21 protein-coding genes are annotated in these 26,158 nt (G+C 46.3%); 2 read left to right on the top strand and 19 right to left on the bottom strand.

What is annotated here, in order from left to right:
* Positions 1-122: 122 nt before the first annotated feature.
* From YYK_RS01515 to YYK_RS01475, 9 genes are all read right to left on the bottom strand, one after another.
* Positions 123-1,571, bottom strand: a complete 1,449-nt coding sequence (locus YYK_RS01515; protein WP_011921882.1) for an amidase — start codon at positions 1,569-1,571, stop codon at positions 123-125.
* A 9-nt stretch (positions 1,572-1,580) separates the two neighbouring features.
* Positions 1,581-2,408 (bottom strand): lipoate--protein ligase family protein, encoded by an 828-nt coding sequence (locus YYK_RS01510; RefSeq protein ID WP_011921881.1) that lies wholly within the window; start codon positions 2,406-2,408, stop codon positions 1,581-1,583.
* A gap of 275 nt (positions 2,409-2,683) precedes the next feature.
* Positions 2,684-3,820 carry a molecular chaperone DnaJ gene (gene dnaJ / locus YYK_RS01505; RefSeq protein ID WP_012775428.1) on the bottom strand — a complete coding sequence of 379 codons (1,137 nt, stop codon included), beginning with the start codon at positions 3,818-3,820 and terminating at the stop codon, positions 2,684-2,686.
* 431 nt (positions 3,821-4,251) lie between these two features.
* Positions 4,252-6,075, bottom strand: a complete 1,824-nt coding sequence (dnaK, locus tag YYK_RS01500; RefSeq protein ID WP_011921878.1) for a molecular chaperone DnaK — start codon at positions 6,073-6,075, stop codon at positions 4,252-4,254.
* A gap of 96 nt (positions 6,076-6,171) precedes the next feature.
* Positions 6,172-6,684 (bottom strand): nucleotide exchange factor GrpE, encoded by a 513-nt coding sequence (grpE, locus tag YYK_RS01495; RefSeq protein WP_002943082.1) that lies wholly within the window; start codon positions 6,682-6,684, stop codon positions 6,172-6,174.
* 12 nt (positions 6,685-6,696) lie between these two features.
* Positions 6,697-7,731 (bottom strand): heat-inducible transcriptional repressor HrcA, encoded by a 1,035-nt coding sequence (hrcA, locus tag YYK_RS01490; RefSeq protein ID WP_012774954.1) that lies wholly within the window; start codon positions 7,729-7,731, stop codon positions 6,697-6,699.
* A gap of 318 nt (positions 7,732-8,049) precedes the next feature.
* On the bottom strand, positions 8,050-8,745 hold the full coding sequence (locus YYK_RS01485; protein ID WP_011921876.1) for a histidine phosphatase family protein: 696 nt from the start codon (positions 8,743-8,745) through the stop codon (positions 8,050-8,052).
* A gap of 75 nt (positions 8,746-8,820) precedes the next feature.
* Positions 8,821-10,158 (bottom strand): PFL family protein, encoded by a 1,338-nt coding sequence (locus YYK_RS01480; protein ID WP_011921875.1) that lies wholly within the window; start codon positions 10,156-10,158, stop codon positions 8,821-8,823.
* 11 nt (positions 10,159-10,169) lie between these two features.
* Complete coding sequence (locus YYK_RS01475; RefSeq protein WP_011921874.1) at positions 10,170-10,436, bottom strand: ACT domain-containing protein; 267 nt, start codon at positions 10,434-10,436, stop codon at positions 10,170-10,172.
* 256 nt (positions 10,437-10,692) lie between these two features.
* Between YYK_RS01475 and YYK_RS01470 the strand changes: the two genes are divergently transcribed.
* On the top strand, positions 10,693-12,435 hold the full coding sequence (locus YYK_RS01470) for an ABC transporter ATP-binding protein (RefSeq protein ID WP_012774953.1): 1,743 nt from the start codon (positions 10,693-10,695) through the stop codon (positions 12,433-12,435).
* Positions 12,425-14,173, top strand: a complete 1,749-nt coding sequence (locus YYK_RS01465) for an ABC transporter ATP-binding protein (RefSeq protein WP_012774952.1) — start codon at positions 12,425-12,427, stop codon at positions 14,171-14,173. Before YYK_RS01470 ends, YYK_RS01465 begins: the two co-directional genes overlap by 11 nt.
* Before the next feature lie 94 nt (positions 14,174-14,267).
* Here the strand turns inward: YYK_RS01465 and fni are convergent, their stop codons facing one another.
* The 10 genes from fni to YYK_RS01415 all read right to left on the bottom strand — a co-directional run bounded on the left by fni (position 14,268) and on the right by YYK_RS01415 (position 26,103).
* A complete protein-coding gene (gene fni / locus YYK_RS01460; protein ID WP_011921871.1) occupies positions 14,268-15,365 on the bottom strand; it encodes a type 2 isopentenyl-diphosphate Delta-isomerase in 1,098 nt (365 codons plus the stop codon).
* A gap of 10 nt (positions 15,366-15,375) precedes the next feature.
* Positions 15,376-16,455: a phosphomevalonate kinase gene (locus YYK_RS01455; RefSeq protein WP_012774951.1), complete on the bottom strand. Its 1,080-nt coding sequence runs from the start codon at positions 16,453-16,455 to the stop codon at positions 15,376-15,378.
* Position 16,456: 1 nt separating this feature from the next.
* Complete coding sequence (mvaD, locus tag YYK_RS01450; protein WP_011921869.1) at positions 16,457-17,482, bottom strand: diphosphomevalonate decarboxylase; 1,026 nt, start codon at positions 17,480-17,482, stop codon at positions 16,457-16,459.
* Entirely contained in the window at positions 17,475-18,410 is a 936-nt protein-coding gene (mvk, locus tag YYK_RS01445; RefSeq protein ID WP_012774950.1) for a mevalonate kinase, read from the bottom strand. The genes mvaD and mvk overlap by 8 nt, the downstream gene beginning before the upstream one ends.
* Before the next feature lie 354 nt (positions 18,411-18,764).
* A complete protein-coding gene (locus YYK_RS01440; protein ID WP_012774949.1) occupies positions 18,765-20,042 on the bottom strand; it encodes an MATE family efflux transporter in 1,278 nt (425 codons plus the stop codon).
* A gap of 5 nt (positions 20,043-20,047) precedes the next feature.
* Positions 20,048-21,475: an ABC transporter ATP-binding protein gene (locus YYK_RS01435; protein WP_012774948.1), complete on the bottom strand. Its 1,428-nt coding sequence runs from the start codon at positions 21,473-21,475 to the stop codon at positions 20,048-20,050.
* Positions 21,439-22,098: an energy-coupling factor transporter transmembrane component T gene (locus YYK_RS01430; protein ID WP_011922621.1), complete on the bottom strand. Its 660-nt coding sequence runs from the start codon at positions 22,096-22,098 to the stop codon at positions 21,439-21,441. Before YYK_RS01430 ends, YYK_RS01435 begins: the two co-directional genes overlap by 37 nt.
* Positions 22,095-22,688: an MptD family putative ECF transporter S component gene (locus tag YYK_RS01425; RefSeq protein WP_011921864.1), complete on the bottom strand. Its 594-nt coding sequence runs from the start codon at positions 22,686-22,688 to the stop codon at positions 22,095-22,097. Before YYK_RS01425 ends, YYK_RS01430 begins: the two co-directional genes overlap by 4 nt.
* Positions 22,689-24,350, bottom strand: a complete 1,662-nt coding sequence (locus YYK_RS01420) for an amino acid ABC transporter ATP-binding/permease protein (protein WP_012774947.1) — start codon at positions 24,348-24,350, stop codon at positions 22,689-22,691.
* The gene (locus tag YYK_RS01415) at positions 24,343-26,103 is read right to left on the bottom strand and encodes an ABC transporter ATP-binding protein/permease (RefSeq protein WP_012774946.1); all 1,761 of its coding nucleotides are present in this window, start codon (positions 26,101-26,103) and stop codon (positions 24,343-24,345) included. Before YYK_RS01415 ends, YYK_RS01420 begins: the two co-directional genes overlap by 8 nt.
* Between the last annotated feature and the right edge of the window lie 55 nt (positions 26,104-26,158).

The following is a 26,158-nucleotide window of genomic DNA, read 5'->3' as shown; positions in this document are numbered from 1 at the left end:
AACAATCTCCTTTGGAAGCCATAGCTTCCTTTTTTACTTTTTCGGTGTTAACCCACCAACTTTTACAGGTTAACATTTTGAAAACGTTTTGGCAAATAATTGAACTGAAAAAATGAATTCCCTTACAAGTTGAGTAAACCAGCTGCCTCCATTTGATCTGCCAACTGCAAGAGCAAATCCTCTCGTCCCTTGGATGCTGTCAATTGAACGCCGATTGGCAGGCTGTCAGCACGTACATAAGTTGGCAGAGAAATAGCTGGCTGACCACAAATATTGGCCTGCTGCGTAAAGGGAGTTAAGGCCAGACTGTCCTCGAACATTTGCCAGATCAGGTCCTGCTGCTCTTCCATGGAATAGTTCTGGGTCTGCTTGAGGCGATCCAGCAAATCTACTGGTAGGTCAAATTGTCCATGCTTGGGCGCTACATCAGCCACTGTCGGCGTCAGGAGCAAGTCGTATTCCTCATGGAAACGCGCCATGCTGGCTCCAAACTGGTCCCAGTCCAATAGGGCCTTGGAGTACAATTTGGCTGGAATAGTTTGCCCGCTTTGGTAAATAGCCCAGGACATGACTTCCATGTCATCCAAGGTCATCTGGCGCCCAAAAGCTGCTTCGATTTCGTCAAACATCTGGGCCGTGTCCACGCTGTTCATCAGGTAGAAGGATTTCATCAGGGCCACTCCATCCAGAGGATATTCTGTTAATTCCACCACTTCATGCCCCAAATTTGCCAAGTGATGACAGGCTTTTTGAACCGCTTCTACCGCTTCAAGACTGACCTTGCTCCCTACTGGAGATTTGGTATAGTAGGCGATTTTTAGGGGGCGAGACAATTTTCCAAAAACCTCCTCTTCACTCAGCTTGGCAAGGGGAAAAGGAGCTTCCAGCTGGTAGTCCTGAAAATGATAGAGCAGACGCTGGGTGTCACGGACAGACTTGGTCAGGGCAAAATTGACAGATGCTCCCTGCCAGCCACGATAAGACTTAGGTCCAACTGGAATCCGACCACGACTGGTTTTGAGCCCGATCAAGCCATTGAAGGAGGCTGGGATGCGAATAGACCCACCACCATCCGATGCTGCAGCAATAGAGACCATGCCTGAAGCCAGTGCTGCAGCTGCACCACCACTTGATCCACCAGCATTGCGACTGGGGTCCAAGGGAAGATTGACAGGACCATGCAGGCTGGCGTCTGAGATATTTTTGAAGCCGAATTCTGGCGTATTGGTTCGACCGACTATGATGAAACCCAAATCTTTCAAGCGTTGGACATAGGTGTCGGTATGGCCTGCTGGTCGACCAGCAAGTAGGCGAGAACCAGCAGAAGATGGCTGCCCCTTTTCATTTTGCCCCAGATCCTTCAACAAGAAAGGAACTCCAGCAAATGGCTTGCCCAGATAGTCTTCTTTCTCCGCTTCTTTCAAGGCTTCTTCATACTGCTTGCTGACAACCGCATTGAGGGTGGGATTGAGCTTTTCAATCCTGTCAATCGTTTCTTGCACCAATTCCTTGGCAAAAACCTGTTTTTGATTGACAGCCTGAGCCATGGCTGTCGCATCTTTCCATATCATAAGAATCTCCTAGATACCATATTTTTCCATAGACTGCTTGATGGTCTTTCCAAAGGTCATAAAATCAGCCATGTTGTCCGACGAGGGATAAAAAGTAGACAGCCTGGTCCCATTTTCAACCAATACTTGCTCAATCCGTTTCTTCATATCCTCCACCGTCACATCCTGACCGACCAAGTCTGACAGATTGGCCATCGAATCCGGATTTACTTGCGGAAATCTGTCCGATACTTCTTGCGGAGCAAAACTTGCCACATAAAAATCCGCCACCACTTGCCCACGTTTGACTTGATTACCTGACACACTGATATAGGCAGAAATGGCAATAGCCTCTTGGTAAATCCGCTGGGCCAATCCAGCAAACTTCCGCCCCTTGATACTAAGGTCGTAGGTCCCTGGACAGTAGGAAGTTGCCACCTCACCACTGACAACCTCAAAGGGAAAATCTGAAAGTGCCTGGGCAATCAAATCCACCATGACCTGATAAGACTCCCGCAAATCAACCTTGTGACCAGAAGGATTGGACAAAATCAGAGTGACATTTAAAATCCCTTCATCTGCAACGACTGCCAAACCGCCCAAACTCCGAATAATAGGACTGTAGCCTGCCTGACCAATACTGGCTAAGCCCTTGTCCAGCTGGGCAACCTGACTATCCATCATCCCCAGAATGACCGTTTGGTCCATGGGCCAAAAATGTAAAATTCCTGTATTGGACTGACGATTGACCTCGCGCAAAAAGACCTCAGTCCACACCAGTGGCTCCTGTTTCAAACCCGTCAAGCCAGACCGATCTTCGTATTTCTTTATGGTCACATTCTCAACCCAAGATTTCATTCGTAAGCGTTCTCTTTCAAATTACTATATCTTATTTTAACACAGAGCCTGTGATGCGTCGGAGAAAATGCCCAGAGTTTTTTCTGAAAAAGAAAGGGGAGTGGGAAAGAACTCGACCAAGATAAAAAGAGTTCGTCTTCCCACCCCCGCACAGTTGATTAGGCCAGATTTGGAGTGCAAAACACGAACAAATCTGCCAATCAACCACTGCGCTGAGATGTTGAAACGAACTCTGAGTAGTGGTCCTGGGCTTTTTGCCCAGTCTCATCTTAGAATTATAAATCCTCAAAGGCATCTTTTACCTTGTCAAAAAATCCTTTTTTATGGGGTTTGACATCAATATTTCCAGCTGCCGCAAATTCTTTAAGAGCTGCTTTTTGGCGGTCATTCAAACCTGTCGGAGTGACGATATTTACTGTGACATATTGATCACCAATAGCTCCACCACGAACACTTGGTGCACCTTTTCCTTTGAGTCGGAAGGTCTTACCAGTCTGGGTACCTTCAGGAATGACCATATCCACATCACCGTGAACTGTTGGCACATGAACAGTATCTCCAAGTGCTGCTTGGACAAAGTTGAGGTTCAGTTTATAGTGAATGGTGGTCCCTTCACGTTCAAACTTGTCTGAAGGTTGGACCTGAATGACAACGTAGAGATCTCCGTATGGACCTCCATTGAAACCAGCTTCACCTTGACCAGCCAAGCGAATACGTTGACCAGTTTCCACACCAGCTGGCACCTTAACCGTTACCGTATGGGCTTGTTTTTCATGACCAGTTCCATGACAGGTTGTACATGGGTCTTTGATTTGTTTTCCGCGACCATGACAGACATCACAGGTCATTTGACGACGCATGGTTCCAAGTGGAGTTTGGGTGTCCACATTGATCACTCCAGAACCATGACAACGCCCACAGGTTACCGGACTTGTTCCAGGTTTGGCACCTGAACCTGTACAGGTTCGACAAGTTGCTTCACGATTGTAGGAAACTTCTCGTTCCACACCAAAAATCGCTTCTTCAAATTTCAAATTGACCGCATATTGCAAATCATCCCCTTGACGAGGTGCATTAGGATTGCGCGTCGCACCACCTCCACCAAAGAAACTAGAGAAAATGTCTTCAAAGCCACCGAAACCTGCTCCGTCGAAACCACCAAAGCCACCTGCTCCTCCGCCGAAGCCTCCATTAGCACCAGCAGGACCATACTGGTCATAGGCAGACCGTTTTTGCGGGTCGCTCAAGGTCTCATAAGCCTCCTGGACCTCCTTGTATTTATCCTCCGCACCCGGATCCTTGTTAATATCTGGATGGTATTTCTTTGAAAGCTTCCGATAAGCCTTCTTAATCTCGTCTGGCGAAGCATTCTTAGAAACACCAAGACGATCGTAAAATTCAGTATTGTTCATATAAGATACCAAGCCCGTTAAAAGCAAAGTGAAAATAGGAAATCGGCAGAAAATCCTGATTTTCTAGACGATTTATCTTTTTCACACAGCTTTTAGGGCGAGTTCATTTCCTTTCGTTAAATAATAGACGAAACTCAGAAAGTAGCCCGTGTTCAGTTACGAACACTTTCCTTTCTGTAAAAGTTAGACGGGTATTTACCCAAAAACAGAGGCTGGGTTGCAACCTCTGTGATTGGAATCTTTATTAACTAATAATTTCTATTCTCGGGAAGAGGAGAACTGAGTTCAAGCTAAGAACTACGGAAAAAAGATAACTTTCCTTGTTCTAGATACTCAAAGAAATTCAAGACTAGGCTAGGCAACTGGACGAAGATTGAACTGGAGTTCATCGAGGAGAGTTAACGAAGCCTAGTGAAGAATTTCGAAGAGTACTACTTTTCAGTAAACTCGCCATCTACCACATCATCATCTGCATTGTTAGCTGTTTGGGCACCTTCTTGGCCTGCGGCTGCTTGTTGTGCTGCTGCGGCTTGCTCGTAGAGTTTCACTGCAAGGGCTTGGGCTTTTTCGTTGAGGTTTTCAAGTTTAGCCTTCATGTCGTCCAAGTTGTTAGCTTCCTGAGCTGCTTTCAACTCATCAAGAGCAGCTTGGGCTTGGTCACGTTCTGCGTCGAAGCCTTTGCCTTCTGTTTCCTTAAGAGTTTTCTCAGTCGCAAAGATTGCTTGGTCAACATCGTTACGAAGGTCCACTTCTTCCTTACGTTTCTTATCTGCTTCCGCGTTAGCTTCTGCATCTTTCATCATGCGGTCGATTTCTTCATCTGTCAAACCTGAGTTAGACTGGATAACGATAGTTTGTTCTTTTTGTGTACCAAGGTCTTTGGCTTTTACAGAAACGATACCGTTCTTGTCGATGTCGAATGTTACTTCGATTTGTGGAATACCACGAGGTGCTGCAGGGATGTCTGTCAATTGGAAACGACCAAGAGTCTTGTTGTCCGCTGCCATTGGACGCTCACCTTGAAGCACGTGGATGTCAACAGCTGGCTGGTTGTCCGCTGCAGTTGAGAAAACTTGTGATTTAGAAGTTGGGATTGTTGTGTTACGGTCGATGAGTTTTGTAAATACACCACCCATTGTTTCGATACCAAGTGACAATGGTGTTACGTCAAGAAGAACAACATCTTTGACATCACCAGTAATCACACCACCTTGGATTGCCGCACCCATGGCAACCACTTCGTCAGGGTTTACAGATTTGTTTGGCTCTTTACCAGTTTCAGCTTTTACAGCTTCCACAACGGCTGGGATACGAGTTGAACCACCGACAAGGATTACTTCATCGATTTCTGATAGGCTGAGACCTGCATCTGAAAGGGCTTGACGAACAGGAATTTTTGTACGTTCTACAAGGTCGTAAGTCAATTCGTCAAATTTCGCACGAGTCAATGTCATTTCCAAGTGAAGTGGACCTGCTGCACCTGCAGTGATGAATGGCAAGCTGATTTGAGTTGAAGTCACGCCTGACAAGTCTTTCTTAGCTTTTTCAGCTGCATCTTTCAAACGTTGAAGGGCCATTTTGTCAGCTGACAAGTCGATACCGTTTTCTTTCTTGAACTCTGCTACCATGTGGTCGATAATCTTTTGGTCAAAGTCGTCACCACCGAGCTTGTTATCACCTGCTGTTGCAAGTACGTCAAAGACACCGTCACCAAGTTCAAGGATAGATACGTCGAATGTACCGCCACCAAGGTCGAATACCAAGATTTTTTCATCTTTGTCAGTCTTGTCCAAACCGTAAGCAAGAGCTGCTGCAGTTGGTTCATTGACGATACGTTCTACTTCAAGACCAGCGATTTTACCAGCGTCTTTGGTTGCTTGACGTTGGGCATCGTTGAAGTAAGCAGGAACAGTGATAACCGCTTTGGTTACTTTTTCACCAAGATATTCTTCAGCGTAACCTTTCAAGTATTGAAGAATCATTGCTGAGATTTCTTGTGGTGTGTATTCTTTACCGTTTGCTGAAACTTTTTCAGAAGTTCCCATTTTTGATTTGATAGAGATGATGGTATCTGGGTTGGTTACCGCTTGGCGTTTTGCCGCGTCACCAACGATGATTTCACCATTTTTGAAAGACACAACAGACGGAGTTGTGCGGTTTCCTTCTGGGTTTGCAATGATTTTTGATTCAGTTCCTTCAAGAACTGCAACTGCTGAGTTTGTTGTACCTAAGTCAATACCGATAATTTTAGACATATGTGTTACCTCTTTTTAATTTACTTTTTATGTTCAATTTAGCCTAGTTTAATGACATTTCGGTCAGGTTTTCTTTTTTGGGAAATAGCAGAGCGACTATTCCGACACCACTACCATAGCCGGTCTCAGCAAGCGTTCATGCAGCTTGTAGCCTTTTTGGAAGACTTGTGCGATGTGTTCTGCTGGGCAATCGTCTGTGGCTGGGACTGTTTGAATGGCCATGTGAAGATTTGGGTCAAAGACATCTGTTGCGACTTCTTCCACCCCTTCTTCTTTAAGGGCTTGAATCAAGCTTTCTTGAACCATTTCCAAGCCTTTTTTGACATCTTCTGTCAAGCCTTCGACTTGAAGGGCACGTTCCAAGTTATCCAAGCTCGGCAAGATTTTCTTGGCCAAGTCTTGCGAACGGTAACGCTGAATGGTTTGGCGTTCTTCGTTTGCACGGCGTTGGATATTTTGCATTTCAGCGTGGGCACGAAGGTACTTGTTTTCAAATTCCTCAGCGCGCTCGTTTGCCAAATCCAATTCTGATTTTTCAGGTGTCTCCACAACTTCTTCTGTTGCTTCAACCTCTTCTACGATTTCTTCGTTTTTGATTTCTTCTGACAAAGCATTCTCCTTCTAATTGACTTCGTAATGATTACTACTTAGATAACGGTAGTAATCGGTTAATTTCATAAATAGGATGCGGCTGATGATGTTGATTAAGCTCATCTGCCTACGGTAGTCCATGTCAACAGGACCGAGCAAACTCATCTGGCCCATGCCCCGATAGGGGATTGGAAAACGATGATGAATGACCGTCACATCTGCAAGAGCAGGTTCTCTATGTTCCGCCACGGAAATGCTGGTCTGCTGGTTGGGAGCCAAGCCCTGCCGCAACTCTGGTGCCAATAACTGAGGACTATCCAAGAGTTGGTAGGTGGCAAGATTGCCGTAGGTCAGCGAGGCAACTTTTCCACTGATAAAGACCGATTCTTGGAAAAGATTGGAAAAGATGTAGTCCATGAGATCCAAGACATTGTCCGTCGTGGCAAAGTAACGCTGCACCACTTGGGGAATCTCCGTCCGCAACTTGTAGTGGATTGCCAAGACCGTCTGCCCAACGAAGCGCTCATCAACTAAGCGTTTGAGCACTTCCAAATCCCTAGTCAAGAAGTTCTTAGGAATAGCAAACTGAACAGTGACAGGTTTGGACTGGTCCAGAGTCAAGACTGCCAGAGCATCGTGGCTACTGAGCTGCACAATGTCAAAGGAAGTCAGCTGCTGACTGGTCGGCTCCACATCTAAAATGACCGAGGTGTAGCCTGTCAAATCCGCTAGGACCTGACTTGCTCGCTCCAAGATGTCCTCTAGCTTGAAGGCTTCAAAGTCAAAGGCCTTAACCACTTGATAAACATCTTCTTCATTGATGTGTTTCAGATTGAGCGAGTGGTTGACAAAGTATTGAAAACCAGCCCGACTGGGCATACGACCACTTGATGTGTGGGCCTTTTCCAGCAAACCCAACTGCTCTAGCTTGGCCATGTCATTACGAATGGTAGCCGAACTTGAAGCAATCATTTCCTGCAAGGCCTTAGAACCAACTGGCTCATGATGGCGCGTAAATAATTCAACAATCAGATTCAAAATATCATTTTGACGTTGGGTAATCATCTCCGCTCCTTTCATGAACACTGTTTTAGTTACGCTCAGCGAAAATCGACAGTAGCCTAGGAAGCGAGGCCGAATGTAGAACTGTGGTTCACAAAGGCAAGCTGACAACGGATAGTGTTGATTTTTGAAGAGCGTTAGCACTCTATGATATCGAGTGCTAATTACTTATACTCCCATTATACGCCGAAAAAATGGATTGTCAAGAGAAAAAGACAAAAAATTAGCACTCTTTTGCTTAGAGTGCTAAAAATCAGTCTGAGGACCTAGAATGGTGGATGTCAAGAAAAAAAATCAGAGAATCCTCCCTGATTTTATATCTTATTTCCCTTGGGCAATCAACTCTGCCCCACGTTTGCGGTAGGATAAATCCCCAACTGCTTCAATTAAAAGCTTGCCATTTTCGTATTTGAGGACGGTGATTGAGCCGTTATCGAGAAAGACATTGGCACCACGCTCTGGCTCTAACAAATGAGCCAATGTCGCAATAGTCATACCGTGGCTGACCACAAGGGCATTGCCTCCGCCTTGTTTTTCCAAGTCCTGGGCGATGGATTCAAAACCTGTCAAGATACGGTTGCTCAAAACCTCCCACGATTCCGCCCAGCCAGCGGTGTCTGCTTCTTGGATACCTGCTGCGATTTCCGCAAAGGACATACCCGTCGCATCAACTGTCCCTTTCAAACGAGGCAGGACCCCTTGGAAAAGCTCGGCATCGTACATGCCTTCAAAACTACCGAAACACCATTCACGGATACGCTTGTCTTGGTAATAAGGGATTTTCCCTAAAATTCCTAACTCACGCTGGGCGATGGTCATGGTCTGAACGGTTCGACCCAGATCACTGGATACGGCTAGTTTAAAGTCAAGGCCCGCATCCTTGAGCCCCAAGCCCAGTTCACGAATTCCTTCCTCACCGACCTTGGTCAGCGGCGTATCACACCAGCCCTGCACGCGCCCAATGGTATTGAACATGGTTTTCCCGTGACGAGAAATATATAATCTTACATCTGCCATTCGTTTTTCTCCTTGTCATTTCTTACTATTAGTATAACAAAAAACCGACTGCTTGTGGCAATCGGTCTACGTTTTTTAGTTCTTAAAGCTATGAATCGGTGCTGGAATCTGACCACCACGGTTGATAAAGTCCACAGACGAAGCTTGATTGACCTTCATAACAGGAGCTGTTCCCAGAAGGCCGCCAAATTCAATCATGTCTCCTTCTTTTCCAAGCGGAATAATACGAACCGCAGTTGTTTTCTGATTGATAACCCCAATAGCCGCTTCATCCGCAATCATAGCCGCAATGGTTTCAGCAGGCGTTGTTTCTGGAATGGCAATCATGTCCAAACCTACAGAACAGATAGCCGTCATGGCTTCCAATTTTTCAAGGTTGAGCGAGCCATTTTGCACCGCCGCAATCATGCCCTCATCCTCAGACACAGGGATAAAGGCACCTGACAAGCCACCGACTTGGTTGCAGGCCATGACCCCACCCTTTTTGACTGCGTCATTGAGCAAAGCCAGGGCAGCAGTCGTTCCGTGCGTACCAACGGTTTCTAAGCCCATTTCCTCCAAAACCCGTGCTACTGAGTCGCCAACAGCTGGTGTTGGAGCAAGCGACAGGTCCACGATACCGAACTTAACCCCCAGGCGTTCACTGGCCATATTGCCGACCAACTGACCGATACGGGTAATCTTGAAAGCCGTCTTCTTGACGGTCTCCGCCACCACATCAAAGCTCTCACCACGCACTTTTTCAAGGGCACGCTTGACCACACCAGGCCCAGACACGCCGACATTGATGACCACATCCGCCTCGCCGACACCGTGGAAGGCCCCCGCCATGAAAGGATTGTCCTCAACCGCATTGGCAAAGACCACCAACTTGGCAGCCCCCATATCAGAAGCCTCCGCCGTCTCCTTAATGATCCGCCCCATGTCCCGCACAGCCGTCATATTGATACCCGTCTTGGTCGAGCCGATATTGACTGACGAGCAGACCTTAGAGGTTTGGGCCAATGCCTGCGGAATAGAGTTGATGAGGATTTCATCACCTTTTTGGTAGCCCTTTTGAGCAAGAGCTGAAAAACCACCGATAAAATCGATGCCGATCTCATGAGCCGCCTTGTCCAAGGCATGAGCTAGGGGAAGGTAATCCGTGGCATCCGTCGCCGCACCAATCAAAGCAATAGGCGTTACTGACACCCGTTTGTTGACAATGGGAATGCCTAGTTCTGCCGCAATCTCATCGCCGACTGCTACCAAGTTCTTGGCCTTGGTGACAATCTTGGTATACACTTTCTCCGCAGCCTTGTCGATATCCGAGTCGATACAGTCCAAGAGGGAAATCCCCATGGTGATGGTCCGAATATCGAAATTCTGCTCCTCAATCATTTCAATGGTTTCTCTAACCTGTCTAATATCCATGAAATCTCTCCTTACAAGTTGTGCATAGCATCAAAAATGGCTGCACTTTGAATGTTGATTTTCACATTCAAAGCCTGACCATAGGCTTCTAGTTCTGCACGAAGCTTGGTGAAATCTTTCTTCTCATCTGATGACACCACCGCCATCATGGTAAAATACTCATCCAAAACAGTTTGTGAAATATCATCGATATTGAGCCCTAACTCCGCAATCTTGGTCGCAACACCCGCAACAATTCCTGACTTGTCCTTACCGACAACTGTAACAATAGCTTTCATCTGAACACCTCTTCTAAATTTTCATATATTTTATCATAAATAGACAGAAAAAGGTAAAAATCTTTTGATTTCTACCTGTATCGTACGTGTTTACAACTCCAACTGTTTCTTCTATTCGGCTACGGCTAGAGTTGCCTAATTTTTAAGTTACAAACTTTCTATTTCTACCAGTCTGTGATACACTAGTGTCACCGAATTCTATTATTTGTTGGTTGCGACAAGCTACCAACCTTTCTTTTGTTCAGAAAGGACATTTATGAAGATTATCAAGCAATTGTGGTGGTTCTTTTCCCTTGAGAAAAAGGCCTATCTGATTGGGATTTTATCACTCTGTTTGGTCAGCCTCCTCAATCTCCTTCCCGCTTCTATCATGGGGCAGTTGATTGACCAGATTGCCAGCGGACAGTTGACTGAGCATCGCTTGCTACTCGGGGTAGCTGGGCTCATCTTGTCAGCCTTGGCCATGTACGGCCTCCGCTATCTTTGGCGAATGAACATCCTGGCAACATCTTATCGTCTAGGAAAAATCATGAGGGCTCGGCTGTTTGACCACTTTATGCACCTATCTCCATCCTTTTTTCAGCAACATCGGACTGGGGATTTAATGGCCCACGCAACCAATGATATCAATGCCCTGACCCGACTAGCAGGTGGTGGCGTCATGTCTTTTGTTGATGCAACGGTCACAGCCTTGGTTACCCTAATTACGATGAGTTTGAGCATTTCCTGGCAGATGACCTTGGTTGCAATCCTCCCCCTACCCTTCATGACTCTAACCACTAATTTTTTAGGCCGTCGCACTCATGAAAATTTCAAGGCTTCACAGGCAGCCTTTTCAGAGCTTAACAACAAGGTCCAGGAAGCTGTTTCTGGTATAAAGGTTACTAAATCCTTTGGCTACCAAGAACAAGAAACGGCGGCTTTTCAGGAAGTCAACCAAGCAGCCTTCTTGCAGAATATCAAAACCATGCGTTACGATGCCCTGTTCAACCCTGCCGTCCTCTTCTTCATTGGCCTGTCCTACCTGCTGACCCTTCTGGTCGGCTCTCACTTCATCTCGCAAGGTCAGGTCAGTCTGGGCCAACTAGTAACTTTCATGACCTATTTAGATCTCCTCGTCTGGCCTCTTATGGCGATTGGTTTTTTGGTCAATATTAGCCAGCGTGGTGATGTATCTTACAATCGGATTCAGACCCTTCTCAGCATTTCCTCAGAGGTCATTGAAACAGACCAACCGCTGCCTGCACCAAGCAATGGAGAGCTTGTCTATGAGATTAGCGAATTTGCCTATGATAACATACCAGTCCTCCAAGACATCCAGTTTCAGATCAAAAAAGGGCAGACAATTGGTCTTGTGGGGCTAACAGGTTCTGGGAAAACAAGCCTGCTCAAGCTCCTGATGCGAGAATACGATGTGATAAATGGACAGATCTTGCTCAATCAAGAAAATATCAAGAACTACAAGCTAGCTGACCTGCGACGCTTAATTGGCTATGTACCCCAGGACCAGTTCCTCTTTGCGACCAGCATTACTGAAAACATCCGCTTCGGCAATCCCGATTTATCTCTAAATCAGGTAGAAGAGGCCGCTCGGGCTGTCCATGTCTATGAGGATATTCAGGATATGCCCGACCGCTTTGAAACCATGGTCGGCGAAAAGGGGATTTCCCTTTCTGGCGGACAAAAACAACGGTTGGCTATGGCCCGTGCCATGATTCTCAATCCAGATATCCTGCTCTTGGATGACTCGCTCTCAGCGGTGGATGCTAAAACAGAACACGCTATTCTCGAAACCATCAAGCAAGAACGCCTTGACAAAACCACCATTATCACCGCCCATCGCCTGTCAGCTATTGTCCATGCCGATTTGATTCTGGTCCTTGAAGATGGAAAAATCGTAGAACGAGGTCGTCACCAAGAATTACTAGATGAAAAAGGCTGGTACTACGATACCTATATGATGCAGCAACTCGAAAAGGAGGAAAGTGATGCTCTCTAAAACCAAGCAAGCTAGTGTTTTTTTGCGACTCTTGTCCTATCTCAAAGCCTATCGACTGCTGACAGTCCTTGCCTTGAGCTTTTTGCTACTGACTACCGTGGTCCGCAGTCTAATTCCCCTTCTAGCCTCTTATTTTATCGACCACTACATTTCTACTATTTCTGAGACTGCTGTGGCCATTCTAGCTGCCTACTTCGCCCTCTATCTGCTTCAAATGGTACTTCAATATTTTGGAAATCTCTGGTTTGCTAAAGTTTCCTACAGCATTGTCAGAGATATTCGCCGGGATGCCTTTGGGAGAATGGAAAAGCTGGGAATGGCTTACTTCGACCAGACTCCTAGTGGTTCCATTGTCTCTCGCATCACCAATGATACGGAGAGTATTTCAGAGATGTTTTCAGGGATTTTATCCAGTTTTATCTCAGCTCTCTTTATTATCGTCACGACTCTTTCGACCATGTTTGCTCTGGATTGGAAATTGACCAGTCTGATTGTCCTCTTCCTGCCCGTGATTTTCATCCTGGTTGATCAGTATCGGAAGCGGTCAGCTCCCATTGTGGCCAAGACTAGAAGTCTGTTGAGTGCCATCAACAGCAAACTGGCAGAGAGCATCGAGGGGATTTGGATTATCCAGGCCTTTTCTCAAGAGGAGAGGCTAAAGGAAGAGTTTGAGGCTATCAACCAGGAACATCTGGACTATGCCAGTCGTTCCATGGCCTTGGACAGTCTCTTTCTCCGCCCTGCCCTGTCACTTGTTAAGATTTTGGCCTATGCCCTACTCATGACCTATTTTGGTTTGGACTGGTCACAGGCTGGAATTTCTGCTGGTCTTATCTATGCTTTCATCCAGTATGTCAATCGTCTTTTCGATCCCTTGCTGGATGTCACGCAGCATTTTTCCACCCTCCAAACCTCTATGGTATCTGCCGGACGGGTCTTTACGCTCATGGACCAGACCATCGAGGAGCCACTACAGCTGGACCGAGGGGCCAAGATTGACAAGGGGCATATTGTCTTTGAGGATGTTTACTTTTCCTATGACGGCAAGCGGCAAATTCTGGACAAGGTTTCCTTTGAAGTGAGACAGGGGCAGACCATCGCCTTTGTGGGTGCTACAGGATCAGGCAAATCTTCTATCATCAATGTCTTTATGCGTTTCTATGAATTCCAATCTGGACGGATTTTGATTGACGGTCAGGATATTCGTAGCTTTTCGCAGGAAGAATTGCGGTCCGCGATTGGCCTAGTCCTGCAAGATCCCTTTCTATTTCACGGAACCATTGCATCCAATATCCAGATGTATCAGGATATTTCTCAGGAGGAGATTGAGGAAGCGGCTCGATTTGTGGACGCTGCTCCCTTCATCGAAAAACTTCCTGAGAAATACGACCACTTGGTCACCGAGCGGGGCTCCGCCTTTTCGACAGGACAACGGCAACTGCTGGCCTTTGCACGCACCATGGCTAGCCAGCCTAAGATTCTCATTTTAGACGAGGCTACCGCCAATATCGATTCTGAGACGGAGAAGACAGTCCAGACTTCTCTTGAGAAAATGCGAAAAGGGCGGACAACCATTGCCATCGCCCACCGCCTATCGACCATTCAGGATGCCGACTGTATTTATGTCTTGGATAAGGGAAAGATCATCGAGTCAGGCAATCATGAAGAACTTCTAGCCCTCAAGGGTCACTACCACCGTATGTACCAGTTACAAGCAGGCCAGTTAACAGCAACCTAGAAACCACTCCATGACAAAAGCCAAGTTCCAAAATGGACCTGGCTTTTTTATTTTTCTACATTGTTGAGAACTGAAGACATCAATCTATCTCTCTTTAACTCACATTCGCTGACCGACGGGCATAGGCTTTCCAATCAATCCCACGCGCCTCACACCAGTTCTGGACATTTGGTGCCAAGACCAGATCTTTCTGCCGGAGTTCCGCAATATTCTTAGCACCCAGCATGGTCATGATTTCAGCAATCTGCCATTGATAGACCTTAATAGCCTGCAAACCGTCGTCAAAACGATGCCCTTTTCCATCCTTGACATATTGAAGGAAATGATTGGACATACCGACAAGGTCTGCACCTAAAGCCAATGATTTGACAATATCTAGCGGTGTTTTAATGCCACCAGAAGCAATCAGGCTTGGGCAAACTTCTTCAGAAACAGACATAGCTTCCACCAAGGAAGTCACGGTAGACTGGCCCCAACCTTCTAAATAGGCATAGTCATTGAAGGTCCGACGGGCATTTTCAATCTTGGCGAAATCCGTTCCCCCAGTACCAGATACATCAATTGTTTGCACGCCGGCAGAAGCCAGCTGGGCTACTGTTTCACGGCTCATGCCAAAACCAACTTCCTTGACAATGACAGGCACTTCCATCTCCCGCACCAGAGTTTCAATATTCTTCAACCACATAGTGAAATCACGGTCCCCCTCCGGCATGACAATCTCCTGAGGAGCATTGACATGGATCTGAATGGCATTGGCCTCCAACAAATCCACCGCCCGCTTGGCATTTTCCACACTATGATGGGCACCTAGGTTGGCAAAGATTATCCCGTAAGGATTTTCCCGACGCATAACAGAGAAGGTTTCCGCAACAGACGGATCCTTGATTGCCGCACTGACCGAACCAGAAGCCAGGGCAATCTTGCCAAAATGCCCCATAATTCCCAACAGACGGTTGATTTCCCGGGTCTTCTTGCTTCCACCAGTCATGGCATTGATGAAGAAAGGAAAGGCAAAGTCCAAACCAGCTACACTGGTCGAAATATCCACTTCATCCACCTTGGTCTGCGGCAGGGAATGATGGACAAACAGAGTTTCTGTAAAGTCCTTGGCCGGCGTGGCACTATATTGCTGATTGGCCAAGCCAACGTGTTGATCCTTGCGATCTAAACCAAATTCTCCTAGATAAAACATAGGGTTCTCCTTATTCTCTACTTGCGATGTTTAGGGTGAGTGGAAAAATACCGGCTTCTTGCCAAGCCGTCTCTATCGCTGCTTTTTGTTCCTTACTGTCTACCAAGCAAATACCGCAGTCACCTCCGCCAGCACCAGATGATTTGGCCACCGCTCCATAAGTTTGGGCCAGATCACAGAGTTGACTCAGTTGAGGCGTTTCAATGACCAAGCCCATTCCTCTCGCAAAGTCCTGTAAGAGCTTGCGATTAGCTGACAAGGCCTGTCTAGCTGATACTGAATCATTTGTCTGACAGGCCACTATCAACTGCTCTACACAAGTCTTGGAGTCGGCTAAAAACTGGCTATGAATTTGCTCTTTTTCTGTCTGACTTTTTTGGCTTTCCATCTGGGAAACTAGACTATCCGTTGAAGCCGCCGACCCTGTCCAACCAACCAAGAGGTCTAGACCTTGGGGTAACTGGATAGGGCTGATAGACAAACTTTGCCAATCACTTTCCACCACATCCAGCAGAGACAGCTCTGCCATTTTCCCTAAAAGCCAAGAACGGTCCAGGGAATGATAGGCTATCAAGCCGCCAAAACTGGAAGCCGCCAAATCTCCAAAGGAACCTGTCATGCCTAGCTTGGACTGGGTCAGAGCTGCTAGCTTGTAGGTCAAAAGGGCATCCGCTTGATGACCGTAATAGGTCAACAGGGCCTTGACCGTCGCAACCGTTACTGCTCCTGAAGACCCCAGACCGTACTTGGCACCAGAGGCTTGGTCATCTAGGTCGGACTGTACAGATAGGCTATAGGTTCCATGACAAGCATAGCCCTTGGCCGTCAGATAGGCTTCTGTCACCTGCATAGCTGATTCAATCAAGGCATAGGGATGGCTACCTTGAATACGAACGGCACCTTCCTTACGCTCCCAGGTCAGATAAAGGTCTGCCTTTTGACTAGAATGAAGACTGCCTTGGTCACTTGTTTCAATGGTGACGGTTAGGTACTGGCCAACCGCCGCAATCACCGCAGGATAGCCAGCTTCAACAACTGCATATTCCCCTGCCAGAAAGAGTTTTCCTGGTATCTTTACTTGCACTTTCATGCTAGATTCCCTTTTCAAATGCTGTTTGTGATGCCTGCCAATCCTTCTCACTGAGAACATAAGCAGCAGGTCCAGGCTTGCTGGTGATGATTTTCTCTCTTGGGAAGACTTTGGCCAATCCAGCTACTAGCTCATCCATCTGACTTGCTCGACAGAGGACCTTGACATTTGGTCCTGCATCCATGGTCATGTAGGCTGATAAGCCAGTTGCTTCACGAACCTGACGGACTGCCTCTTGAGCCACTAGGCTATCGGCTGACCAATAGGTAAAGGGTGGATTGGCAGAGAGCGTTGTTGCATGCATTTTCATGCCATTGTGCTCTGTAATCTGACCAAGTTTTTCAAAATCACGGCTGGCAATAGCTGCCTTGATGTCCACCAAGTCTTGCTTAGCGGTTTCTACCCAGGCTGTGTAAAATGGTGAGGTGGCAACTGTGTGGTCCATTCCCTCTCGACTAGCAATCTTTTTCGGTCCGGTATTGACCGCCAAGACGACCATGCCGATATCCCAATCCGCATCATCAATGGGATGAGCCATCGAATCTTCCGAACCAGTTCCCATGCCCCACTCAACAAATCCACCGAATAGGCTACGGGTACTAGAGCCAGAACCCCTGCGAGCAAGGGTTGATAGGGTGGCTGGTGACAAATCTAAATCCAAGGCAGTTGCGGTTGCAAGCGCAAGCGCTGCGAAGGCTGATGCTGAGCTTGCCAAACCAGCTGCAGTCGGAACAAAATTTAGACTTTCCACTCGGGCAAATGCCCTTTCACCTATATATTCGCAAAATAAATCCAAAAATCGAGAAATTTTTAAAATTTCTTTTTCTTTTTGTAAAATCCCATTGAGATAGAACTCATCAGCAGTTAATTCTGGGTCAAAAACGACCTTGGTATCCGTATAAAATGCGTCAAGGGTCAGGGATAAACTGGAATTCATAGGTAGGAATAATTCCTTATCGCGTTTTCCCCAGTATTTAATCAAGGCAATATTGGTATGGGCACGGGCTATGCCTATTTGTTTAGTCATTGGTTTCTCCTAAGTACTGTATCCAGGTTTGGCGGGCGCCTGCTTGGTCAAGGATGTGTGCAAGTTTTTGGGCATCCTGAGCTGTTCTTGCCAGGGCAATCATGCAACCGCCTCGTCCGCCACCAGTTAATTTGGCTCCGAGGGCTCCATTTTCTTGGGCAAGGCTGACTAGCTTATCTAGGCTAGGATCAGACACGCCTAATTTTTGCAGGAGGGCATGAGCTTGGTTCATTCTGCTGCCTAGAAGCTCTGCCTGGTCTGTGGCTAAATCTTCCTTGGCCTGTCGGGTCAAGTTCCCCAGTTCTTCTACTAGCTTGATAGCCTCTGGCTTTTTCTCCAACAAATCTGCCACGTCTGAAATGGCTTCTAAGGTATTTCCCGTCACACCTGTGTCAGCCACTACCAAATGGGCATGGAGTTTCAGCTCAAAAGGTTCGATGGGCTGGTGCTTGATAAAGAAGACGGGGGACTTGCCGCTGGTGGTCGCCGCATCAATACCCGAGGGATTGCCGTGAGCAATTTTTTCCGAAGACTGGACGATGTCCCAGAGTTCGCTGTCGGTCAGCTCTTTTTCATAATAGGCAAAGAGGGCGCGTGCTACTGCAACTGCCACGGCTGCACTGGAGCCCATGCCACGCTCGGCAGGAATGGTGGAACTAATCTCGATATGAATAGCTGGGTCTGTCGGCGCTCCGATACGATAGAGCGAGAAACGGATGGCATGCTTGAGGCTTTCCCAGATTTTTGGCATCTTGTGAACTAAGCCTTTATAGAAGTCACAAGCAACAGTCAGCGCTTCCCCTTGAGCAGTTACCTGAGCAATAATTTCAACAGCAGAAAAAGGCATAGCAATTGCTGGGTGCCCATAGACCACCGCATGCTCTCCCATCAAAATGATTTTTCCATTTGCTTTTCCTACTACCGACATACTTTTCTCCTTACACAATCACTACTATTATACCATTTTTACATAAGAATAGAACACACGAAAACAGCCGACCGCGGCCGACTGTTCTCTAGGAGATTATATGAAAAAGAAAGTTGTTCGCTATTTCTAGCTTGAATATAGTATATAGCTACTAACTTAAAAGAAACTGAAAGATTTCTTAGATTTTTCTAAAGCAATTTCTCATACTTATTTTCTTAAAACTTGACACGAAAACAGCCGACCGCGGTCGACTGTTCTCTGGAGATTATATGAAAAAGAAATTCGCTATTTCTAGCTTGAATATAGTATATAGCTACAAACTTAAAAGAAACTGAAAATTTTCTTAGCCTTATCTTAAATTGATTCTTGTTTTGAATACCTATACTGAAAAAATAGCACCCCTGATCGGAAGGCATTATCTAAAATCGTTGCAATCCAAATGGCTGACAAACCGATTTTAAAAAATGTTACAAGTAAATAAGCTATGCCAATCCGCACTAGCCACATACCGATAGTTGTGGCATAAAAGGGTAATCTAGCATTTCCCAAACCTTGCCAAAGAGCTGTCATAATAAGAGTGCCAGCTGTAAAGGGAACTCCCAACATGGCATAAAATAATACTGTTTGACTAGCTTGTGCTGCTTGAATATCCTTAGTATAAAGGTCGATTAGGAAAGACCCCGCAAAATAAGTCACACCAGCCACCAAAAACATAAACAGCAAAGAAAGGCCAAAGCTTGTTCGAAAAATATGTCGAACCATAGCCTTATCCTGTCTGTGTTTCGCTGTAAGGATGATTGTTGCGGTAGCAATCCCTAAAGCCGGCATATAGTTAAACTGCGTCAGGGTTTCTCCAATCGCATTTCCAGCTACCGTCGCTGTTCCTAAGCTGGTAATCAACGCCACGACTACCACATCTCCCACCCGCATCATCAACCGTTCACCAGTTGCTGGCAGGGCAAGTCTAAGCAGTTCTTTATCAAAGGACCAGGTCCATGGTTTTAAAGAAATTGGTAAGCGAGACCAAAGCAGGCTACAACCAATCAACCGCGATAATACCGTGCCAATCGCAACTCCAGCTACACCTGCATGAAGCACAAAGACTGCAAATGCTGAAAATAGTGCATTTAGAACGTTTGAGAGCAGACTGATATACATAGGAAAACGTGGTTCCCCCAAGGTTCGTAAGATTGCACTCAAACTTGTCATGAGTCCCAAAAAAGGTGCTCCCCCACCAACCAATATCAAATAAAGACCCCCAGCCTGTACCACTTCTGACTCTGCCCCCAAGCTAGTAAGTACTATTGGACCTGCCAGAACTGAAAAAATTCCTAAAAGGAGACCGATAAAAACTGTAAACTTGACACTTTCACTAGCAGTTCCTCCAATGCCTTCTGAACCCCCTTCACCCAAAGCCTGAGCCAAACGAGAAGACACCGCTACTGCTAGGGCAATAAAAACCGCCTGATAGACGGCTAAAATATTATTAGCAAGGGAAACTCCAGACAAAGCTACAATGCCAATACTGGCTACTAGATAAGAGTCTACTACCCCCATTAACATCTGGAGAAGGTTTTCCCCCATGGCTGGAAAGGCAATGGTTAAAATTTCTTTATAGGTTTGTTTGTTCATAATCACTATTTCAACTGTTTAATATCTACTATTTTATCACAAACCAGATTCAATAGCTCTTCATCGTGAGAAATTAACAAAACCAACTTATTCTTCATTTTTAAGTCTACTAAAGCGGAAGCAACTTGTTGCATTCGTCTCAAATCCAAGCCGCTCGTCGGTTCATCAAAAATGAAAATTTCCTTATCTGCCAGTAAGCTAGCTACTATCATCACGCGCTGTTGTTCACCACCCGATAAACTGACCGGATGTCTCTCCAACAAATCCGATAGACCAAAACGAGCCACCAAATGTTCATCGACAGCTCTATTTTTCCTTCCAAGAGTAAGTTCTCGCTCAACACTTTCCGCAAATAGTTGGAGTCGAACATCCTGCATAACAAAGGCTGTTTTTTCCAATCTCTGGCGACTAGATAAGGTTTGACCTTGCCAAGAAATCCTACTCTTCTTATCTTCCGCTAAACCGACCAGATAACGAGCAAGGCTTGTTTTTCCAGAACCATTCGCTCCAACCAAACCCACCACCTGTCCTGGTGCCAAGCAGAGTTTTTCAATCTCGTAGAGAGTATTCTCTTTCTGACTTACCGATAAATTTTCAACAAGTAACCCCTCTTTATCATTAACAAACTGGTCTGCCAGCTCCGCTATTGCCCGCCCATAAGGCTCCGAGTCATAACAACGCAGTCCCATATCCTGACGGCATTCTTCTGTCCGACTTAAAAACTCATCTGCTAGATAATCCGTCACCACTTGCCCATCTTGAAAATATAAATAGCGATCTGCCAATTGACTGAGATAAGACAGTCTATGCTCGGCAATAATAATGGTCTTGCCTTGGCTTTTTAAAGTTTTCAAGATGTCCTCTACAATCACAATCCCTTCCTGATCTAGGTTGGCAGTCGGCTCATCTAAAACCAAGACATCTGTCCCTTGCATAGTTGCAACGGCCAAGGCTAGACGTTGTTGCTGACCACCTGATAGACTGGAAATCGTTCGCTGGCTAAGAGAAGCCAAACCAAATAATTCCATAACCCAAGCCAGGCGATTCTCGATTTCTTCTCTTGACAAACCCTGATTTTCACAAGGGAAAACCAATTCCTGCAAGACCTGACTATGAAAAAATTGAGTAGACGGATGCTGAAAGACTGAAGCAATGTGCCGAGATATTTCTTCCAGACTAGATTTTTGTAAATCCAAGTCCCCTAAGAAAATTTGTCCCGAAAGCTGAGCAGGATAATATTCTGGCGTCAAACCATTTAATACCTTGAGAAAACTAGACTTCCCAGAACCACTCTGCCCACATAAAACAACACACTGTCCTTCTGGAATGGTCAGATCCTCTATCTGCAAGGCTGGTTTATCTGCTCCTGAATAAGTTAATGCTACATTTTTTACCGTCACAGCCGGACGAGAATCAGAAAACCGAGACAACATAAACAAAGACTCCAATCTAGCACGGTCCAAGACGACCAAATATATGCAGGTGATTTCGTAGACACAGCCAAACCTTTTGTCAGACTGGCTACTGTCAATTCCTGAGCTGTTCGCAAGAGAGACATCATCAAGGGAACCAAGAAAAACTCCATGTACTGGAGTGGCTTACAAACCACATCTCTCTTCCGTAAAAAAATTCCTCTAACCTTCAAAGAGGCACAAATCGTACGAGCATCCTGTTTAATGGCAGGTAGGAAACGAAACATTACTCCCAACGTCAAAAGAAATACCTCTGGCAGGTGCCATTTCCGCAAGCCATGAATGAGTTCGTAACCACTTGTCGTCATCAGTAATAGATGTCCTGCCAAAAGCGGAGGCCATGTATAGGTCAATACAAGTAACAAATGCGTCAGCCATGCTGGTAAAAATGTAATATAGGACAACAGACAAAAAATAGAATAGGCTATCGGACTCATTATAGCCATTTTCCGCTTTCCAGAAAACCAGAAAAGCAGGCTAAGGCCTAAGACCAGCACTGCATTTTCTAATATTGTAAGCCTCATCCCATAGGTAAAACTAGTGAAGATGACGAGAATAATTTTTGTACGAGCATCTAATTTCATGAAAGATAACCTGATTGTTTAAAATAGCGCTGAAGCATATATTGACCAAACAAACCACTGATAAGAGCTGTTAAGATAATGGTCGTTGACAACCATAGCACATTCTCTGGAGTGAAATCAAGCATGACACGAGCGATGTATTCTGCTGATTTTCCACGTGCCAAAAGATTGGCCTCATAGGCATCTCGCATGAACCACATAAGAATAATAGGTCCTAAGTTTCCAAAAGAGAAAATGATATAGCTAAAAAGATTGGTCCATTTTTGTTTATAGTGACCTGACTTCGCTACCATTTCTGCCAAAAAACCAAAGGTCAAACTTGGGAGAAAGGCCGCTGTCATATAGCCTGATAGGAAAAAGAAACAGGCCATTACTGCTCCAACCAGACTAATTGAACCAAATTTACCAACCTTGGCTACCAATAACATATAAACAGGTCCTGCCAAAAGGGCTGCTCCCGCAGGTGCATACATCATATTACCCGAACGATCAAAAACCAAGCTCAACAAGGTTCCTAGACCAACACAAACAAAGTAGAGGGCAGCAAAAGCCCCTGTTACCATCAGATCTTTTACTTGTAATTTCTTCATTTATTTTTCCTTTACTAATTGTCCGTCTTCCAAGCGGAAAATGGTATCCGCACAAGCCATGGTCGAGCTTCTATGAGAAATCAAGAAGACCATGCCCTGGCAGTGTTCCTTAACCAGTTGGATAAAGCGGGCTTCATTGAGCGAATCTAGGTTACTAGTTGGCTCATCAAAGATATAGCAATCCGCATTTTTGAGCAGGGCCCGCATGAGTTCCAAGCGTTGCCCCTCTCCTGCTGAAAAATCACTGGCCTCCACAAGCGTATCCAAGCCCTGCGGTGCTGCCAAAATCCGTTCTTTCATATGGCATTTTTCTGCCAAGTCCATGATGGTTTCATCCGATATATCCGTACGACCCAAGACAAGATTTTCCCGAATGGTCTGGCGGAAGATTTGTGGCACCTGTGGTACATAGGCAAAAGCCCCCTGCAAATGAGCCTTATCTACCTGCCGACTATCCAAGCCAGACAGGCGGATTTGGCCTTGCTGCCAATCATACCACCGCATAATTAGTTTCATCAAGGTGGATTTTCCTGCACCAGACTCACCAACCAGACCAATGATGCCTCCCTGTTCAAACTGGACAGACAGGTTACGATAAAGGCCTGTTTCTCGGACATCATAGTCGAAGTCCAGTTGCTCAATAGCAATGTCTGTCACGCTGACCTCAACAAGCTCACCTGTTCGCTCTGCTTCTTTTTCATCCAAAAGAGCATAGATGTTGCGACCAGCATTCATAGCCCGCTTGAAACCAAGAGGCAGACGGCTGAGTTCCAAGAAGGGAGCAAAGGAGCTAATGAAAGAAACCAGCAGGGCTACTCCTGTTGCTAAGTCCAAACTCTGACTACCCACCAAGTCGAAGGTCAGCCAGGCAAAGCCCATGATAGACAAGCCGACCACCAAGAAGGAGACGGCATACTGCATGAAGTTGGTCTGGGCGACCCTTCTCTCCTGACCATTGACCTCTTGGCTTTTCTGAGTCAGATTGGCGAAGCGAGCATCTGTCTGCTGGAACTGCATGAGATCCTTCATGCTCTTAAGACTTTCAATAAAGTAGGACACATAGCCCTTACGGCTAGCATTTTGCTCCTTGAGCAAGGGTTGTAACTGCTGAGCAAACTGATTTGGAATAGCAATCGCTAAAAGAGCATAGGTCACCAGAGCCAGAAAAGCCAAACCCCAACTAGATAGACCAAAATAGACCGTCAAACCAAGAGCCACCAAAATCCCTGTACAAATCGGGGCAATGGTATGGGCAAAGAAAACCTCCAAGGCCTCAATATCCTCCCCAATCATCTTAAGCAGGCTACCGCTGTCCTGCCGGTCCAATTTCCCAGGAGCCAAGGCCCGCAATTTTGCGAAAATCAAGCGACGGTAAGCCGCCAGCGTATGAAAGGCCACATAATGACCAAAGTAATGCTCACCATAGCGGAAGGCACCACGTAAAAGAGCTAGGAGAATGAGGATTCCCAAGGTCCATAGCGGAGCAGGATTGCCAGTAAGGGCATTGAAAGCCAGATAGACCAGCATAACTGGAATAGCAATGGTCACCACCTGTCCCAAGACCGCAAAGCAAACCGCAACCGCAATCCGTGGCAAGAGGTGCTTCATGGACTGCAAGAGTCTCGGAATCAGCACTCGTGTTGGCATTTCTTTCTTATCCATAAACTGCTTCCTCCAATTCTCTTTGTTGATCGACCAGTTGACCGTAAGCCAAGCTAGTCTGATAAAGCGTGGCATAGTTGCCTGTCACAGCTCCCTCCGCAGACAGGAAGAGGATGTCATCTGCCTGCTCCACCTGTTTCATCTTATGGGTTATGATGATGACAATCGCATCCTTGGCCACCAAGTCAATGAGGTCGTAAATCAAGCCTTCATTGTCCTGATCGACGCTGGACGTCACCTCGTCAAAGATATAAAGGGAGCGTTTAGCCAAGACCGCACGGGCACAGATAACCTGCTGGCGTTGACCAGGCGACAAGAAAGCACCGTCATCACCCACAATCGTATCCAAACCGTCTGGCAGATTCTTGACAAACTGCAAGACCCCATGCTGATCTGCCCAAGCCAAGATGTCCTCCTTGGACCAGTCACAAGCCATCCGCAAGTTATGGTAGATAGACTGGTTAAGCAAGGTTGACTGGCCCGACACATAGAGGACCTGCTCATTCAGAGAAAGCTTACTGATACCTGAAATCTCCTGCTCACCCAAGTAAATAGCTCCCTTATCCGCCCGCAAGCGTCCCAAGAGCAGCTGGGCCAAGGTCGTTTTCCCCTGCCCTGACTCGCCGGCCAAAGCATATACCTTACCAGCCGGCATGGTCATGGAAATATCTTCTAGGACCGGCTTTTCTCCGTAGGCAAAGGCCAAATCTTCTAGTTTTAGACTGTCAAAAGCAGGCACATGGACAGAATCGATTTCCTGCTCCGCTGTCATACTGTCCAAGAAACCAAAAATGCGATCCGCCATCTTGGTATTCATCATCACCAAGTGCATACCGTAGCCCTGTTCCCGTATGGGTGCAAAAAACTCCGTCGCAATGAGGACAAAGAAGAGCATACTAAAGAGGGACAAATTGCCTGCTGCTAGGCTATTGACCGCCACAAAACCAGACAAGCCAATCCCCAGATACATGACCGCATCCATGTAGCCCACCGCTTGCAACTGAAAGCTGAGCAACTCCATGGTCGCATCGCGGAAGTCCTCGGCCTGTTCATTGAAGGTCTTTTCGTAGGTGGCATCCGCCTGATAAGAATAGAGGGTGTTGAGGCCCTTGAGGTCATCCAGGAAAAGATTGCCCACATCCATATAGGAACCCCAATAGCGATTCATGATCCGCTTGGACCGCTTCTGCATAGCGATAATGGAAATGGGAATCAGAGGCAAGGCCAAGATGAAAATGACTGCACCCAGCGGGAAAATCAGAAAAACCAGCAAGAGAACCGTCGCACAGTTGAACTGGGTCCGCAAGGACGAAGCCATGTAGTAGGAATAGTAGGTATCCAGGCTATCAATCCCCTGAGAAGCGATGTTAAAAACATCCGCCGCCGTCGCTTTGGACGCAAACTGACCATCCTTGGCCAAAAGAACCTCAAAGAAAGACTGCTTGAGCGAATCCCGTGCAAACTGGGAGCCCAGCCCCTGCAAACGCTTGGCAATCAGAGCCACACCATAGCCAAAAGCATTGAGCCCCAGCAAGATGAGGACAAAGCGTACCAGATCAACCTGACCACCCTCATAGTAGCTCACAAAGCCCTTAGCAATCAGATAAAAGGAAATAATCCGCATCAAAAATTGCACCCATGATAGAAAGGCTGCCAAATAAACCAGCTTCATCTTGGGTTTGATGCGTTCTTTGAGCCGCTTCAAGAGGGCTTTTTTCTTTTCTCTGGAGATTTTCTCCTGCTCTTGTGCCATCATCCACCTCACTATTCAGTATTCCTATATAGTATATCATTCTTTGAATTATCTG

Origin of the sequence: Streptococcus suis S735 (assembly GCF_000294495.1) — a bacterium.
Taxonomy (GTDB): domain Bacteria; phylum Bacillota; class Bacilli; order Lactobacillales; family Streptococcaceae; genus Streptococcus; species Streptococcus suis.
This window is presented reverse-complemented; position numbering and strand designations above follow the sequence as displayed.

Coding starts and splice junctions, on each gene's coding strand:
- YYK_RS01435 (WP_012774948.1), bottom strand. CDS start 21,475: ATGTTGTCTCGGTTTTCTGATTCTCGTCCGGCTGTGACGGTAAAAAAT.
- mvk (WP_012774950.1), bottom strand. CDS start 18,410: ATGTCGGTAGTAGGAAAAGCAAATGGAAAAATCATTTTGATGGGAGAG.
- YYK_RS01455 (WP_012774951.1), bottom strand. CDS start 16,455: ATGAAAGTGCAAGTAAAGATACCAGGAAAACTCTTTCTGGCAGGGGAA.
- YYK_RS01465 (WP_012774952.1), top strand. CDS start 12,425: ATGCTCTCTAAAACCAAGCAAGCTAGTGTTTTTTTGCGACTCTTGTCC.
- hrcA (WP_012774954.1), bottom strand. CDS start 7,731: ATGATTACCCAACGTCAAAATGATATTTTGAATCTGATTGTTGAATTA.
- YYK_RS01420 (WP_012774947.1), bottom strand. CDS start 24,350: ATGGATAAGAAAGAAATGCCAACACGAGTGCTGATTCCGAGACTCTTG.
- YYK_RS01430 (WP_011922621.1), bottom strand. CDS start 22,098: ATGAAATTAGATGCTCGTACAAAAATTATTCTCGTCATCTTCACTAGT.
- mvaD (WP_011921869.1), bottom strand. CDS start 17,482: ATGACTAAACAAATAGGCATAGCCCGTGCCCATACCAATATTGCCTTG.
- YYK_RS01425 (WP_011921864.1), bottom strand. CDS start 22,688: ATGAAGAAATTACAAGTAAAAGATCTGATGGTAACAGGGGCTTTTGCT.
- fni (WP_011921871.1), bottom strand. CDS start 15,365: ATGTTTTATCTAGGAGAATTTGGTTTAGATCGCAAGGATCAACACGTT.
- YYK_RS01485 (WP_011921876.1), bottom strand. CDS start 8,745: ATGGCAGATGTAAGATTATATATTTCTCGTCACGGGAAAACCATGTTC.
- dnaK (WP_011921878.1), bottom strand. CDS start 6,075: ATGTCTAAAATTATCGGTATTGACTTAGGTACAACAAACTCAGCAGTT.
- YYK_RS01440 (WP_012774949.1), bottom strand. CDS start 20,042: ATGAACAAACAAACCTATAAAGAAATTTTAACCATTGCCTTTCCAGCC.
- YYK_RS01475 (WP_011921874.1), bottom strand. CDS start 10,436: ATGAAAGCTATTGTTACAGTTGTCGGTAAGGACAAGTCAGGAATTGTT.
- dnaJ (WP_012775428.1), bottom strand. CDS start 3,820: ATGAACAATACTGAATTTTACGATCGTCTTGGTGTTTCTAAGAATGCT.
- YYK_RS01480 (WP_011921875.1), bottom strand. CDS start 10,158: ATGGATATTAGACAGGTTAGAGAAACCATTGAAATGATTGAGGAGCAG.
- YYK_RS01510 (WP_011921881.1), bottom strand. CDS start 2,408: ATGAAATCTTGGGTTGAGAATGTGACCATAAAGAAATACGAAGATCGG.
- YYK_RS01415 (WP_012774946.1), bottom strand. CDS start 26,103: ATGGCACAAGAGCAGGAGAAAATCTCCAGAGAAAAGAAAAAAGCCCTC.
- YYK_RS01515 (WP_011921882.1), bottom strand. CDS start 1,571: ATGATATGGAAAGATGCGACAGCCATGGCTCAGGCTGTCAATCAAAAA.
- YYK_RS01470 (WP_012774953.1), top strand. CDS start 10,693: ATGAAGATTATCAAGCAATTGTGGTGGTTCTTTTCCCTTGAGAAAAAG.